The 14,736-nt window shown below is 68.7% G+C and carries 13 protein-coding genes; 3 read left to right on the top strand and 10 right to left on the bottom strand.

What is annotated here, in order from left to right; all coding sequences use genetic code 11:
* Positions 1-517 precede the first annotated feature (517 nt).
* Positions 518-2,434 carry an endonuclease/exonuclease/phosphatase family protein gene (locus CQ040_RS12740; RefSeq protein WP_258131329.1) on the top strand — a complete coding sequence of 639 codons (1,917 nt, stop codon included), beginning with the start codon at positions 518-520 and terminating at the stop codon, positions 2,432-2,434.
* Between the two features lie 64 nt (positions 2,435-2,498).
* On the opposite strand, the gene CQ040_RS12745 is transcribed toward CQ040_RS12740, so the two are convergent.
* Positions 2,499-4,172, bottom strand: coding sequence for a thiamine pyrophosphate-binding protein (locus CQ040_RS12745; RefSeq protein WP_105526745.1), 1,674 nt, complete (start codon positions 4,170-4,172; stop codon positions 2,499-2,501).
* Positions 4,173-4,335: 163 nt separating this feature from the next.
* Between CQ040_RS12745 and CQ040_RS12750 the strand changes: the two genes are divergently transcribed.
* Entirely contained in the window at positions 4,336-4,845 is a 510-nt protein-coding gene (locus CQ040_RS12750) for a phosphoribosyltransferase (RefSeq protein ID WP_028503424.1), read from the top strand.
* A 9-nt stretch (positions 4,846-4,854) separates the two neighbouring features.
* Here CQ040_RS12750 and CQ040_RS12755 read toward each other — a convergent pair whose 3' ends face one another.
* The 8 genes from CQ040_RS12755 to CQ040_RS12790 all read right to left on the bottom strand — a co-directional run bounded on the left by CQ040_RS12755 (position 4,855) and on the right by CQ040_RS12790 (position 11,572).
* Positions 4,855-6,378, bottom strand: coding sequence for an ATP-dependent DNA ligase (locus CQ040_RS12755; protein ID WP_105526746.1), 1,524 nt, complete (start codon positions 6,376-6,378; stop codon positions 4,855-4,857).
* Positions 6,379-6,518: 140 nt separating this feature from the next.
* Positions 6,519-7,289, bottom strand: a complete 771-nt coding sequence (locus CQ040_RS12760) for an enoyl-CoA hydratase/isomerase family protein (RefSeq protein ID WP_105526747.1) — start codon at positions 7,287-7,289, stop codon at positions 6,519-6,521.
* A gap of 12 nt (positions 7,290-7,301) precedes the next feature.
* On the bottom strand, positions 7,302-8,423 hold the full coding sequence (gene paaE / locus CQ040_RS12765; RefSeq protein WP_181156915.1) for a 1,2-phenylacetyl-CoA epoxidase subunit PaaE: 1,122 nt from the start codon (positions 8,421-8,423) through the stop codon (positions 7,302-7,304).
* A 43-nt stretch (positions 8,424-8,466) separates the two neighbouring features.
* On the bottom strand, positions 8,467-8,961 hold the full coding sequence (paaD, locus tag CQ040_RS12770) for a 1,2-phenylacetyl-CoA epoxidase subunit PaaD (protein ID WP_105526749.1): 495 nt from the start codon (positions 8,959-8,961) through the stop codon (positions 8,467-8,469).
* Positions 8,955-9,791, bottom strand: coding sequence for a 1,2-phenylacetyl-CoA epoxidase subunit PaaC (gene paaC, locus CQ040_RS12775; RefSeq protein WP_105526750.1), 837 nt, complete (start codon positions 9,789-9,791; stop codon positions 8,955-8,957). Before paaC ends, paaD begins: the two co-directional genes overlap by 7 nt.
* The gene (gene paaB / locus CQ040_RS12780) at positions 9,788-10,093 is read right to left on the bottom strand and encodes a 1,2-phenylacetyl-CoA epoxidase subunit PaaB (protein ID WP_017828375.1); all 306 of its coding nucleotides are present in this window, start codon (positions 10,091-10,093) and stop codon (positions 9,788-9,790) included. The genes paaC and paaB overlap by 4 nt, the downstream gene beginning before the upstream one ends.
* Positions 10,093-11,067: a 1,2-phenylacetyl-CoA epoxidase subunit PaaA gene (gene paaA, locus CQ040_RS12785; protein ID WP_105526840.1), complete on the bottom strand. Its 975-nt coding sequence runs from the start codon at positions 11,065-11,067 to the stop codon at positions 10,093-10,095. Before paaA ends, paaB begins: the two co-directional genes overlap by 1 nt.
* Positions 11,068-11,152: 85 nt before the next feature.
* On the bottom strand, positions 11,153-11,572 hold the full coding sequence (locus tag CQ040_RS12790; RefSeq protein WP_105526751.1) for a pilus assembly protein CpaE: 420 nt from the start codon (positions 11,570-11,572) through the stop codon (positions 11,153-11,155).
* A gap of 93 nt (positions 11,573-11,665) precedes the next feature.
* On the opposite strand from CQ040_RS12790, the gene CQ040_RS12795 reads away from it, so the two are divergent.
* Positions 11,666-13,801: a RecQ family ATP-dependent DNA helicase gene (locus CQ040_RS12795; RefSeq protein WP_105526752.1), complete on the top strand. Its 2,136-nt coding sequence runs from the start codon at positions 11,666-11,668 to the stop codon at positions 13,799-13,801.
* A 27-nt stretch (positions 13,802-13,828) separates the two neighbouring features.
* Here CQ040_RS12795 and CQ040_RS12800 read toward each other — a convergent pair whose 3' ends face one another.
* Complete coding sequence (locus CQ040_RS12800; protein ID WP_105526753.1) at positions 13,829-14,596, bottom strand: IclR family transcriptional regulator; 768 nt, start codon at positions 14,594-14,596, stop codon at positions 13,829-13,831.
* Between the last annotated feature and the right edge of the window lie 140 nt (positions 14,597-14,736).

A 14,736-nucleotide genomic window follows, 5' to 3' on the forward strand; every position in this document is an offset into this window, starting at 1 on the left:
ACCGTCTCCACGACCACTGCCTCCACCCGCCGCTGCACCTCGCCCGCCACCCACAGAAGCTCCATCTTCTCCACATCGTTCAGCCCCGCCACCACGTCAGTACGCAGCACCGCATCCAGGTCGGCGACGACCTGACCAAGCAGTTCCACGGGGCTGTTCATACCCGCAAGTCAACACGGGGCCACCGACATTCAGGCCCTCAAGAACCCCAGATCAGAGCAATATTCCAGAACACTCTCAAAACCCATATATCCTCCACGATGACGGCGAATCACGACCTGTCCACACCACTCGCGAATCAGGGTACGACCCTCACGTGAGCAATCGAGAAGCGTGCACACTCGCCTCCAGGCAACGACTCCGCACACACAGACCGCAATGAAGGAACGCTCACGGCCCCTCGGTAGCCCCGCTCCCAGCCGCTGGCCGGGAACGTCATTCACTGAATGTCCATGCCCCGGACACTCGAGTTCTCTACGGTCTCGACGGACCACGCATTCGAAAGGACATCTCCGCCATGACCTCCCCTTCCCGACCGAGGCGAGGGCTGCTCGCCCTGCTCGGAGCCGGTGTCGCCTTCGCCGGGCTCCTCGTCGCCCCCACAGCTCATGCCGCTGACGGTGATGGGTCGCTCACGAGCGACGCCGCGAGCATCGCCATCGACGAGACGATCACGTTCAGCTTCGACGTCGGTGCGTCGGTGCACGACCGCAACTGGATCGGCATCTACCGCGACGGCGTGGTGCCAGGGGGTCCTGCGTCCCTCGACTGGCGATATGTTCCCGACAAGACCGGCGAAGTCACGTGGAACCCTTCGACGCGCGACGGCTGGACCCGTAACACCGCGGTGATGGGGGCGGGGGAGTACGACGTCTACCTACTCGAAGACGACGGCTACAACGTGCTGGCCGGTCCGATCGACATCACGGTCACCGATGCGGAACCCGAACCGCCGCTTCCGCCCGCCGAGCCGAAGCCCGAGGTCGACGGGAAAAGTGGACTGAATGTGCTGACGTTCAATGTGTGGCACGGCGGAACCCAGGTGGAGAACGGAGCGCAGCAGATCGCCGACATCATCAGGGAGACAGACGCCGATGTGACGTTCCTGCCGGAGGTCGGTCAGGCGCCCGCCCAGGTCGCTTCGCTGCTCGGCTACCAGCACCTCACCGCGACCGACACCGGCATCGTCTCGCGCTATCCGATCGTCTCCACCGACACGATCGGCCGCTGGTGGTCGAAAGCCGTGCTCGATGTGAACGGCTCGGAGGTGGTGGTCTACGGCGGTCACCTGGAGTACCGCTGGTACACGACCTATCTCCCCCGAGGCTATGGCGGTGAGATCCGTGGCGACTGGCCGGCGGGATGGAACACCTGGAACAAGCTCGACGCACCGGTGACCGACGTCGAGGCGATCCTCCAGGCGAACGAGCAGTCCGGTCGTCCGGCGACTGCAGCGGAGCTGGTCGCCGACATCGACGCCGAGCGTGCGGCCGGACGCCTCGCCATCGTGGGCGGCGACTTCAACGAGCCGCCCTCGCAGGACTGGACGGCCGCGACCGCCGACCTCTTCGACCACAACGGTGTCGTCGCGCCGTGGCAGACGACGCAGACGCTCCTCGACGGCGGCTTGGTAGACGCCTTCCGCACCGTGTATCCCGACCCGGTGGCGAACCCCGGCTTCACCTGGCCGGCGGACAACGTGCTGTTCCCGACGTCATCGCTCACCTGGGCTCCGGAAGCGGACGAGCGCGACCGCATCGACTACATCTTCGCTGCGCCGGATGAGCGACTCTCGATCGACGGCGCGACCGTGGTCGGTCCGCAGTCGACGATTGTGCGAAACCAACGAGTCGTGGACGACAGTGCCGATGAAATCCTCACGCCGGATGCCGTCTGGCCTTCCGATCACAAGGCCGTCCTGGCGAGCTTCACGGTCTGCGGCGGCGGATGTGTGACGCCGGAGCCCGGACAGCCGAGCCTGGAGATCGGATCTGTCGCGGTCGCCGCGGGGGCAAGCGTGGCGGTCGAGGGTACGAACTTCCCTGCAGCGGCTGTGCTGCGCATCGAGCTGCGTTCGACTCCAGTGCTGCTCGGGACCGCGACGACGGATGCTGTCGGCGCCTTCCGCACCACGGTGAGCGTTCCGGCAGGGACCACGCCGGGCGCCCACAGCCTCGTCGTGATCGATCCGGACGGCGTGGAGACGACAGCTGCGATCACGGTGACGGCACCCACCGACGGCACCACTCCGGGTGGAATCCCCGGAGGCACACCGGGGAGCGGGGGAGCAGCGGCGCCCGGATCCGGTAATGCGCGCGACGGCAGCCTCGCCACGACCGGTGCCGACAGCACCCCGTTCGTCCTCGGGGCGGTGCTGCTGCTCGGCGTCGGGCTCGGTCTGGTCGTGATGCATCGGCGACGTCGCCTCGGCTGAATGACGCGATGGTGTCGGTGCGGTCCTGTGCTCGCGCCGACACCAGCGCGTCACGCATGCCGCGTCACGAGTTCACGCGGATGATCTCCTGCTGATACGGAGCGATCACGTCGCCCGAGATGCGCAAGTCGAGCAGCAGGAAGCGTCGGGATGCCGCGTCCTCCTCGGCCCAGGTCGCCAGGCGATCGAGGTCTGCGAGCGTGCGCACCACCACGCCCTCCGCGCCTACAGCTGCGCCGAACGCGGCGAAGTCCACCTCGGGGATGCGCATCGGTCCCTCGGCCAGGCCCTTGAGGCCGTAGAGGTTGACCTCGGCTCCGTATGCGGCGTCATTCCAGACCACGGCCATGCCCCGGCCGCCGGCTGCACGGACCGCAGACTCCAGGTCAGCGATCGCCATCAGGCCGCCGCCGTCGCCGGAGGTGAGCACCACGGTCGATTCGCGCCGGGCCAGAGCCGCACCCACGACGCTCGGCCACCCCTGTCCGATCGACTGGAACGCGGTGCCGATCATCATCATGCGGTCGGGGGCGGCGACCGGCCAGTACATGTTCGCCCAGCCGATGAAGTGTCCGCCGTCCGACACCACGACGCGGTCCTCCGGCAGCAGCTCGGCGATGCGGCGGGCGGCAGAGCGCGGGTCGAGGCGCCCGTCTGGGGCGAGATCGTCACCGGCATCGTAGGCCCGTGCGGAGGCGACATCGACGCTCTCACGCCATGGGGTCGTCGGGCTGGCGTCGGATGCGGGCTGTGCTGCATCGGTCCCGATCCGTGCCACGAGTGCCTCCGCGGCCAGACGGGCGTCAGCGCGCACGAACCCGCCGACGTGGGCATGGCTTGCAGCGGGCGCGATGTCGATCTGGAAGACCCGGGTTCCCGGAGCGAAGAGCTCGCCGAACCGCATCGTGAACTGGTTCAGGGCGGCACCGAAGACAACGGCGACGTCGGCGGTGCGAATGAGCTCCATCGCTCCGTCCGCCCCGAAACCTCCGGTCACGCCGAGGTCGTACCGCGAATCGGGGAAGACACCTCGACCGAGCGCCGACGAGGCCGTGAGGGCGCCGGTCGCGGCCGCGAGCTCGCCCAGAGCGGCACTCGCGCCCGACAGCCAGGCCCCTCGACCGGCGAGCAGGAACGGACGCTCGGCTCCGGCCAGCGCCGCGGCGATCTCGTCGAGCATCCCCTCGGCGAATTCGCCGCGCGGGGCGAGCGGGGCCGGGATGCGCGGCGACGGAGCCTCCGGCACCTCGCCGGCTTCGAGTGCCGCGACGTCGTAGGGGATGGCGAGGACGACGGGAACCCGGTAGGTGAGGGCGTGCTCGATCGCGATGACCGTGGTGGCAGCGGCATCGGCGCGTCCGACCGTATAGGTGCGGGCGCCGACGGCCGAGGCGAGTGCGATCTGGTCGACGTCCCACGGGCGCGGGCCGGACGTGGGCTCGTCGCCGACGACGAGCACGAGAGGCACGCGCGCCTGCACGGCCTCGGCCAGTGCGGTCAGGGTGTTCGTGAAGCCCGCGCCGTACGTCGACGTGCCGGCGGCGATGCGACCGGAAGCGCGGAAGTGGGCGTCGGCGGCGACCACGGCACCCTGCTCGTGACGGACGGCGGTGAACACGGCATCCGTCTGGGTTTCGATCGCATCGAGGAAGTAGGCGTTGCCGTTGCCCATCACTCCGAAGACCGCATCGATGTGCTGGGCGAGTGTGAGTGCGACGTGCGCGGAGACGGTGGGCATGCGAAAGCCTTTCGAGACAGGGACGGAGGAACTGCGATTTCCGTATGTGTCTCGCCTCCGCGTCTTCGCGAAGTGCTTCGTGCCTCTTTTTCAGGCACCGGCCGGGCCGGACCCGCTCAGTCTATCGGGGGAGGAGCGCCGGCGGATGCGAGAGAATGAGCGAATGACTGATGCAGAGATCGAGCGCGAGACACTCACCTGGGACGGCTTCGGAGGGGCGACGCGCGATCTGGCACGGAACATCCTCGACAGCGGCTTCATGCCGGAGGTCGTCGTGGCCATCGCCCGCGGCGGGCTGCTTCCGGCCGGAGCGATCGCCTACGCTCTCGGCGCCAAGAACTGCGGCGCGATCAACGTCGAGTTCTACACCGGCATCGGCACCGTGCTCGATGCTCCGGAGGTTCTTCCGCCCGAGCTCGACATGGCGTACCTCGACGGACGCCGCGTGCTGCTCGTCGACGACGTCGCCGACTCCGGCCGCACTCTTGCCCTCGCCGTGCAGCTGCTGAAAGACAAGGGTGCCGATGTGCGCTCGGTCACCATCTACACCAAGCCGTCCACGATCATCCAGCCCGACTACGCCTGGAAGGACACCGACCTCTGGATCAACTTCCCGTGGTCGTTCCAGGGCACCGTCCGTGAAGAGGATCTGGGGCTCGCGCCCTCCGCCTGATCGGGCGGTTCAGCCTCTCAGCAGCGCACGCAACGCCGAGATCGTGTCGGCCTCGGCGGGCGATTTGTCCTGTCGGTAACCCTTCACTCGGGCGAATCTCAGCGCGATGCCGCCCGGATACCGGGGTGAGCGCTGCACGCCGTCTATCGCGATCTCCACGACGATCTCGGGCCGTAGGAACACGGTGGATGCCGTGCGGTGCGACTCGTGCTCGGGGAACTCCGCGGTCTGCCAGCGCAGCAGCTCGTCGGTGAGTCCCTTGAAGGTCTTTCCGACCATGACGTAGCCGTCGGAGTCGCCGAACTCGCCAGCGGGATCACGTGCGCCCAGGTGCAGGTTCGAGAGCCAGCCGCGACGACGGCCGGAGCCCCACTCCGCGCCGAGGACCACCAGGTCGAACGTGAGGACGGGCTTGACCTTGATCCAGGACTTGCCGCGGCGACCGGCGGCGTAGGGCGCGTCGATCGCCTTGACGACCACGCCCTCGTGCCCGGCGGCGAGGGCATCGCGCGACAACTGCTCGGTGGCATCGGCATCGTCGGTCACGATCCCGGGGATGCGCCAGGCCCCGGCCACCCGTTCGAGCTCAGCCAGGCGTACGGAGAGCGGCTCGTCGATCAGGTCGCGCCCGTCCACGTGCAGCACGTCGAAGAACCAGGGCCGCAGCACGAGCTCGCGCGACACATCGGCGCCGAACCGCGACATCGTCTCCTGGAACGGGCGCGGGCCGCCGTCTTCGTCGAGCGAGAGCGTCTCGCCGTCGAGGATGACATCGTTCACGGGAAGCGTGCGCACGATCTCGACGAGTTCCGGCACGCGGTGCGTGATGTCGGCCAGGCTCCGCGTGTAGACGCCCACCTCGTCTCCATGCCGGTGCACCTGGATGCGAGCGCCGTCGAGCTTGTACTCGACCGACGCCATGCCTGTGAGCTCGAGCGCGGCGGTTGGGGTCGCCGCCGTGGCCGCCAGCATCGGCAGCACCGGGCGCCCGACTTGCAGTCCGATGGCCTCGAGATCGCCTTCTGACCCGGTCAGCGCCACCCGAGCCGTCTCGCCCAGGTCGCCGGACAGCATCGCCGCGCGTCGGACGGTTGCGGGCGGCCGATCAGCTGCGCGGGCGATGGCGTCGAGGAGCACGCCTGAGAGTGCGCCGGTGCGCAACTCGCCGAGCATGGCTCTGACGAGGAAATCCCATTCGGCCGCCGTGGCGCGAGAGGCGAGTCCGCCGAGGATGCTGCTGCGGGCGGCCGCGGAGCCGGAACCGGAGGTCGTGGCGAGCGTGTCGAGCGCGGCATCCACATCGCCCACGGTCAGCGTCGGATCGTCGGCGTGCGCGATCTCGATGGCCGTGAGGCCGCGCCACCCGACGCCCAACCTGCCTTGGCGAGGGGACGCGAGCAGGAGTCCCACGAGCGACGCGAGCTCATCCGGCTCCGATCGCGCCAGCAGTCGCGCCAGAGCGTCGACTTTCGCGAGCCGAGACGACGTGGCGGAGACCTCTTCTGTCGTGGTGACGACCTCGGAGAGCATCATCTCGACATTGTGGCATCGGCCACCGACGCCGGACAGGGCTCGTCAACAGGCTGGGGCCCGGGATCAGGCCCTTGCTGTCCGAGTCGCCTGATGCGGCGCGAATGCCTGATGCGGTAAGCGGCCTGCGCGCACGAGCGGTCTCAGCGCCCGCGGAACTCCGGCTTGCGCTTCTCCTGGAACGCGGCGAACCCTTCGCGGTAGTCGTCGGTGTCGCAGAGCGCGGCCTGTGCCGCGTTCTCGATGCCGACGGCATCCCACAGCGTGAGCCGCTCGTCGCGGATGCGGGCGATGAGTTCCTTGCTCGCGAGGAACGCCGCCGTGGCTCCGCGAGCGGCCGTGGCAGCGGCATCCGCCGTCGCCTGCGCGACCTCGTCATCGGGGAACACGCGCGAGAAGAGGCCCGAGGTCACGGCCTCCGCGCCGCTCATGAGCCGTCCCGTGTAGATCAGGTCGAGCGTCTTGTGCGCGCCGAGTCGATCGAGGAAAAGGGCATGTCCGCCGGAGTCGAGCGTCGCGCCGAGCGCCGCGAACGGGGAGCCGACCTTCGCAGACTCGGCGACGTACACGACATCGGTCGCGATCAGGAGTCCGAGGCCCACACCGAGACAGGCGCCGTGCGCGACCGCGAACGTCGGCGCGGGGAAGAGCGACATCCGCTGCAGCAGCGGAGTGACCAGGCCGCCCAGGTAGCCCATCACGTCGTCGTCCCGCGGGTCGACGCCGGAGATGTCGCGCCCGGCGCAGAAAGCGCGCCCCTCTCCGCGGAGCACGAGCGCCCGCACGCCCGCAGCCTCCGCCTTGACATATGCCGCATCCAGTTCCGCCAGCGCCTGCTCGTCGAGGGCGTTCAACTTCGCGGGCGCGTTCAGCACGATCGTGGCGACGTCGTCGGCGAGGGTGAGGTCGATCATGAAGGCTCCTGGTCAGACGTCGTAGTCCACGACCACACGGTCGCTGGTCGGATGGGACTGGCAGGTGAGCACGAACCCGCGCTCGAGCTCGTCGGGTTCCAAGGCGTAGTTCTCGGTCATGGTGACGCTGCCCTCGATCACCCGGGCCCTGCACGTTCCGCAGACGCCGCCCGCGCACGCGAACGGGGCATCCGGCCGCACGCGCAATGCCGCGTTGAGTACCGACTCGTGCGCATCGACCGGGCTCTCCACGGTCGAGGAGACACCGTCGAGGGTGACCTCGATGCGTACGGTCTTCTCGCCGGCGCGCACCTGCACCGGCCGCGCGGCACGCACCGGCTCGTCACCCGTCGTGAACAGCTCGAAGCGGATGTGGGAACGGTCGACGCCCACGTCTGCCAGCACCTCGCGACAGAGGTCGACGAGCGAGAGAGGTCCGCACAGGAACCACTCGTCCACTGTCGATGGCGGGATCAGCGTGCCGAGGATCGTGCGCAGCTTCTCTTCGTCGATCCGTCCGGAGAGCACCGGAGCCGCCCGCTGCTCACGCGACAGCACGTGGTGCAGCACGAGTCGCGTCGGATACCGGTCCTTGAGGTCGGCGAGATCCTCCAGGAACATCACGTCGAGCGTCGCCCGGTTCGTGTAGAGCAGAGTGAATCGTGACGTGCCCGAACGGGTCAGGATGGTGTGGGCGAGCGCCATCAGCGGCGTGATGCCGGAGCCCGCGGCGATTCCGACCACGTGGCGGTGGTCGAGGTCGTCGAGCGCCGACGTGAACGTGCCCTGCGGACTCATCACGTCGATCTCGAAACCCGCGTGGAGTCCTGTCTGCGCCCAGGTGGAGAAGAGTCCGCCCTCGTCGCGCTTCACGGCGACGCTCAGACGAGTGTCCTGCCCGTCGTCTCGATGCTCCGGCGCGCGGCACAGCGAATACGAGCGTCGCACCTCGACCCCATCGAGGGTCGTACGCAGGGCGACGTACTGGCCGGGGAGGTGGTCGTACTCATCGGTGAGTGCGGCCGGCACCGTGAAGGTGACTTCGACCGAGTCGTCGGTCAGCGGCCGCACGTCTTCGACCACGAGTGTGTGGAAGCGGGCGCGCTTGCGTGGTGCGACAGTGCGCGGTTCCATCGCACGAGGCCTGGGCGCGGGCGCAGAGGTGAACAGCGACATATCAATGCACCTTGAAGTGGTCGAAGGGTTCGAGACAGGCGCGGCACTCGAACAGTGCTTTGCACGAGGTCGAACCGAAGTGGGAGACCTCGCGGGTGTCGAGGGAGCCGCAGCGGGGGCAGCGCACACTCAGCATCAGCCGGATCGGACCGGTCGACAGAGCCGCGCGGCCGGAGGGCGGTGCGATGCCGTACTTCGTGAGCTTGGTCTTTCCGGCCTCCGACATCCAGTCCGTCGTCCACGCGGGGGAGAGGACCAGGCGCACCTCGACCTCGTCGTATCCGGCGGCGGTGAGGGCGAGGATAACGTCGTCGCGGATGGTGTCCATAGCGGGGCAGCCGCTGTACGTCGGGGTGATGTCGACATGGACACGCGCGCCGTCGACCTCGACCGCACGGAGCACGCCGAGGTCTTCGATCGTGAGCACGGGCACCTCGGGGTCGGGTACGGACGCGGCGATGCGCCAGGCTGCCTGCGTCGGAGTGAGCGTCACCATGATGCCCCCGGATGCCTGCGAGCGAGCACCTGCATCTCCGCGAGGATGTGGCCGAGGGGCGACGCGTGGGCGCCACGTCGACCGCCGGCCGAAGAGGCGGCGACCGCCGGAACCGTCAACTCGGCTTCGAGGAAGACCATGGTCACCACGCCGTCGAAACCTTCGCGCAGACTCGACGGCCGCACTGCCGCGTCGCCGAGCCGCTCGATCAGGTCGTCGTCGCGGAACAGCTCGTCGACGTAGGGCCAGACGTCGCCGATGGCGCGGATGATCCGACCGCGAGACTCCTCGGTGCCACCTGCCAGACGCAGGATCCACTGCACCGCATGATCGCGGTGGTAGTCGACCTCTTTGAGAGACTTCTCGGCGATCGCGGCGAAGGTCTCATCGCTGCTGCCGCGCAGGGCGGCGTACAGCTCGAACATGTACGTGGCGACCACGAACTGTCGCGCGATGGTCTGAGCGAAGTCGCCGTTGGGCTGCTGCACGATCCAGGCGCAGCGGAACTCGGGTTCGTCGCGGAAGAAGGCGAGGTCGTCTTCGCTGCGGCCGTCGAAAGAGCCTGCGTAGTGAAGGAACGAGCGCGCATGGCCGAGGAGATCGAGGGCGATGTTGCCCAGCGCCACGTCCTCCTCAAGCTCCGGGGCGTTGGAGATCCAGGCACCCAGCTGCTGCGAGAGGATGAGCGCGTCGTCGCCGAGGCGCAGCGAGTATTCGGCGATGTCGGCGGATGCGGCGACCGCGCCCGTGCCCGAGAGCTCCTGCGAGAGGCGGAGCTGGTCGACCGAGACGTCACCGTGGATGTCGACGTCGTCATGTCCTGCGCTCACAGGTGCGGCACCCCCTCGGAGGCCGTGTAGTACACGGCGTGGCGGTAGTTCTTGCCGGCCGGGCTCTCGAAGTACGCGCCTTTTGCGTCGGGGTCGCTCGTGGTGATGGCATCGGCCGGAGCGACCCAGATCGAGACACCCTCGCCCCGGCGCGTGTAGAGATCGCGGGCGTTGCGGATCGCCATCTCGGCATCCGGTGCGTGCAGTGAGCCGACGTGCACGTGGCTGAGCCCGCGATTCGCGCGGACGAAGACCTCCCACAGCGGCCAGGGTTCGCGCTCATCTGCGCCCGGCGTCGCCATCAGGCCACCGCCTTCGTCTTGAGGGACTGCTTGCGGGCGTACTCGGCCGCAGCCTCGCGCACCCAGGCGCCTTCTTCGTGTGCGGTGCGTCGACGCTCGAGCCGCTCGGCGTTGCAGGGGCCGTTGCCGCGCAGCACCTCGAAGAACTCGTCCCAGTCGATCTCGCCGATCACGTACTGCCCGGTCTTCTCGTCGAGGCGCAGCTCGGGGTCTGGGAGCGTGATGCCGAGGATCTCGGCCTGGGGCACGAGCATGCCGACGAAGCGCTGACGCAGGTCGTCGTTCGAGAAGCGCTTGATCTTCCACTTCATCGACTGCGCGGAGTTGGGCGACTGGTCGTCGGGCGGCCCGAACATCGCCAGGCTCGGCCAGTACCAGCGGTTCACGGCATCCTGCGCCATCTGACGCTGCTCCTCGGTGCCCTGCGTCAGGGCGAGCAGGATCTCGAACCCCTGCCGCTGGTGGAAGGATTCCTCCTTGCACACGCGCACCATCGCGCGCCCGTATGGTCCGTATGACGCGCGGCACAGCGGCACCTGGTTGACGATCGCCGCGCCGTCGACGAGCCAGCCGATCGCGCCCATGTCGGCCCAGGTGGGGGTGGGGTAGTTGAAGATCGAGGAGTACTTGGCCTTGCCGCTGATGAGCTGATCCATCATCTCGTCGCGGGTGGTGCCGAGCGTCTGCGCGGCGGAGTAGAGGTAGAGGCCGTGCCCGGCTTCGTCCTGCACCTTCGCCATCAGGATCGACTTGCGCTTGAGGCTCGGTGCGCGCGTGATCCAGTTGCCTTCCGGCTGCATGCCGATGATCTCGGAGTGCGCGTGCTGGGAGATCTGCCGGACGAGGGTCTTGCGGTACGCGTCGGGCATCCAGTCGCGCGGTTCGATGCGCTGCTCGTTGGCGATGAGCTCGTCGAAGAGGCGTTCCTCATCGGAGAGCTCGCCCACGAGGGACAGATCTGCAGGACTGGTCATCATCGACTCCTCGATATCAGGTCATGTTTACTGACCGATCGTTAGGTAATTCTGACACAGAAGAGGAGCGTCTTCAAGACGACGCTCAGTGCGAGCGGGAGATCAGCTCCAGGAGCGCGCGGCCATAGGCCTCAGAGGGGTTCGGATGCTCGAAGGCGAGAGGGACCCCCGCGATCTCGATCTCGACGCGGAAGGTGTCGTCCAGTCGCTTCAGGGCCCGGAAGGTCCCCCGCAGAAGGTCGCGCAACTGGTCCTCGCGCGGCAGCCACACCGCGTCAGCGAGGGTCACCGCGTCGAGCGCCCACTCGGTGGTCCCGTTGAACGCCAGGTCGGTTCCGCTCGGTGTCTGGCGGGCCTCGATCGTCATCTCGCTGACCGTGAAGGTCTCGGCCTCCGCCTCGAGCTCCACCTCCTCAGGCAGATCGAGCTGGAACCGGTCGCCCTCGGCCGGGTGCCACACCAATCCGGCGTCTCGCAGGGTGACGGCCAGCTCACGCGTGATCATCCCCTCACGCTAGACGACGGGACTCGCCGCGGGGCCGACGAACCTGGGGGAAGAGGGCATCGCGGTGTCGGCGGTGTGGGGCAGAGTGGGGGCATGACTTCCGCAGCCCCCGCCGATACCCGTGAGGCCGCGCGAGCGGCGTTGCGCGAGCTCGTCGGACGCCCAGACGCCGACTTCCACGACGGGCAGTACGAGGCGATCGCGGCGCTGGTCGAAGGGCGTCGCCGCGCGCTCGTCGTGCAGCGCACCGGCTGGGGCAAGTCGGCGGTGTACTTCGTCGCGACCCTGCTGCTGAGGAGACAGGGGGCGGGGCCGACCGTGCTCGTGTCACCGCTGTTGGCACTCATGCGCGACCAGATCGCCGCGGCCGAACGAGCAGGGGTACGCGCCGTCGCGATCAACTCCACCAATGCGCACGAGTGGTCCGACGTGCTCGGGCAGCTCGATCGCGACGAGGTCGATGTGCTGCTGGTCTCGCCGGAGCGCCTCAACAACCCCGCCTTCCGCGAGCAACAGCTGCCGGCCCTCGTGCGTCGGATCGGCATGCTCGTGGTCGACGAAGCGCACTGCATCAGCGACTGGGGGCATGACTTCCGTCCCGATTATCGGCGGCTGCGAGACCTGATCGCGCAGATGCCGGCCGACGTGCCGGTGCTCGCGACCACCGCGACCGCCAACAGCCGTGTCGTGGCGGATGTCGCCGAGCAGCTGGGTAGCCTCCAGGCGGGCGGCGAGGCGGCGGGTGACGCGGGGGCGGAGCCGGTGCTCACGATCCGCGGGCCGCTGGCGCGCACCTCGTTGCGGCTGGGCGTGCTGCGCCTACGCGACTCGGCGAGTCGCCTCGCGTGGCTCCTGAGCCACATCGACGACCTGCCGGGCTCCGGCATCATCTATACGCTGACGGTCGCTGCCGCCGTCGACACTGCCCGGCTGCTGCGCGACCACGGTCACGACGTGCGCGCGTACACCGGGCAGACCGATACCGAGGAGCGCACCGAGTCGGAGGGGATGCTCAAGCGCAACGAGGTGAAGGCCCTCGTCGCCACGAGCGCGCTGGGCATGGGGTTCGACAAGCCCGACCTGGGGTTCGTCCTGCACCTGGGCGCGCCCTCGTCGCCCGTGGCGTATTACCAGCAGGTCGGTCGTGCCGGTCGCGCCAGCGAGAGCGCCGACGTGCTGCTGCTCCCGGGCGTCGAAGATCGAGACATCTGGCACTACTTCGCGACGGCCTCGATGCCGGATCGTGAACGGGCGGAGCGGGTGATCGGCGCGCTCGGCGATGCACCCATCTCGACACCGGCGCTCGAGGCGATGGTCGACATCCGCCGCACGCCGCTCGAACTGCTGCTCAAAGTGCTCGACGTCGACGGTGCGGTGCGGCGGGTGCAGGGCGGATGGGTCGCGACCGGTGAGCCGTGGACCTACGACGCCGAGCGCTACGAGCGCATCGCCGCCGAACGTCTCGCCGAGCAGCAGCACATGATCGAGTACGAGCAGACCGACGGATGCCGGATGGAGTTCCTGCAGCGTTCTCTCGACGACGACACGGCTGCGCCCTGCGGGAGGTGCGACAACTGCGCGGGCGGATGGTTCCCGCGCGAGATCGGGGAGTCTGCGAGCACGCAGGCTGCCCAGTCGCTCGACCGCGTCGGCATTCCGATCGAGCCTCGGCGTGCCTGGCCGACCGGCGCGGATCGGCTCGACGTGCCGGTGAAGGGCCGTATCCCCGCCGACGAGCAGGCGGGCGAGGGGCGTGCGCTGGCGCGCCTCACCGACCTGGGCTGGGGTGGGGCGCTGCGCGAGCTGTTCGCCGCCGGTGCGTCGGACGTGGTCGTGACGCCGCAGCTGCTCCAGGCCTGCATCAGGGTGCTCGCCGGATGGGGATGGGATGAGAGGCCGGTGGCCGTGGTGGCCATGCCCTCGCGTTCGCACCCGCTGCTGGTCGACTCCCTCGCGCGCGGCCTCGCCGACGTCGGGCGCCTGCCGTACCTCGGCGCGCTCGAACCGATCGGAGGCGGCCCGACGGGTCAGCCTGGCGGCAACAGTGTTTTCCGGCTCGCCGGGCTCTGGGATCGCTTCAGCGCTCAGCACCTCGACGTGCCACCGGGGCCGGTGCTTCTCGTCGACGACCTGGTCGACAGTCGGTGGACGATGACGGTCGCGGCCCGCGTGCTCCGTCAGGCCGGGGCGACCCAGGTCTTGCCCTTCGCCCTCGCGTTGCGCGGCTGACCGCGGGTCGCACTCGGCCCGAGGGCCTCAGTCCTCTGCGGGCGCGACGCGCGGCGGCCACGTGGTGGAGCCGAGTTCTCGCGAGATGTTTCGGGCGGTCTCGCGCAGGGCATTGAAGATCGCATCGGAGGCCGGTGTCTGCGAGGTCGGCATCACGACGGCGACCGCGGCGACGATGTCGTTCGACGCGTCGGCGATGGGGGCGGCGATCGAGGATTCACCGAGCACCGCTTCGTCGAACTCGCCGGCGGTTCCGCGCTCGGCGATCGCCGGGAGCTCGAGGGTGAGCCGGGCGGTGTCGATCACCGTGTCGCCGGTGAGACTGCGCAGTGGCTGCTCGAAGACGCGTTGCTGGAAGCCGAGATCGTAGGCGAGCAGCACCTTGCCCATCGCCGAGGCATGCGCGGGGATCGCGACGCCGGTCTCCAGCATCTGCTGACTGTCGTCCGGCCGCAGGTTGTGGTGGATCACGAGCACGTCCGTGAAGTGCGGGGCGCCCAGACGCACGGAGAGGTTGGTGCGGCGGGCGAGCTCCTGCGTCCACCGCATCGCCCTCGCGCGTACGTCGAGCGTGTCGAGGTACACGTTGCTCAGGCGCAGCAGGGTCGGGCCGAGCATGTAGCGCTGCCCCCCGCGTTCCTTCGCGACGAGTCCGTGCGAGCGCAGCGACTTCACGATCCCGTGCACGGTCGACGGCGGCAGGCTGAGCGCTGCGGCGAGGTCGGTGATGCCGAGGTGGCGTGCTCCCTGGAGCAGTTCGAGGATCTTCGCCGCGCGGTCGATCGACTGGATCACGGTGGCCTCTCTCCTTCCGGTTCGTCGTCGAGCCGGATCGTCATGCCGGGCTTCAGGATTGATCTTGACAACCCGGCAGGCTCCGAGCATATTCGACATTAACGAATTGCTTTCCGATTTTTGCGAAAATCACGAAGGAT

Origin of the sequence: Microbacterium sp. MYb54, from assembly GCF_002979515.1 — a bacterium.
GTDB lineage: Bacteria > Actinomycetota > Actinomycetes > Actinomycetales > Microbacteriaceae > Microbacterium.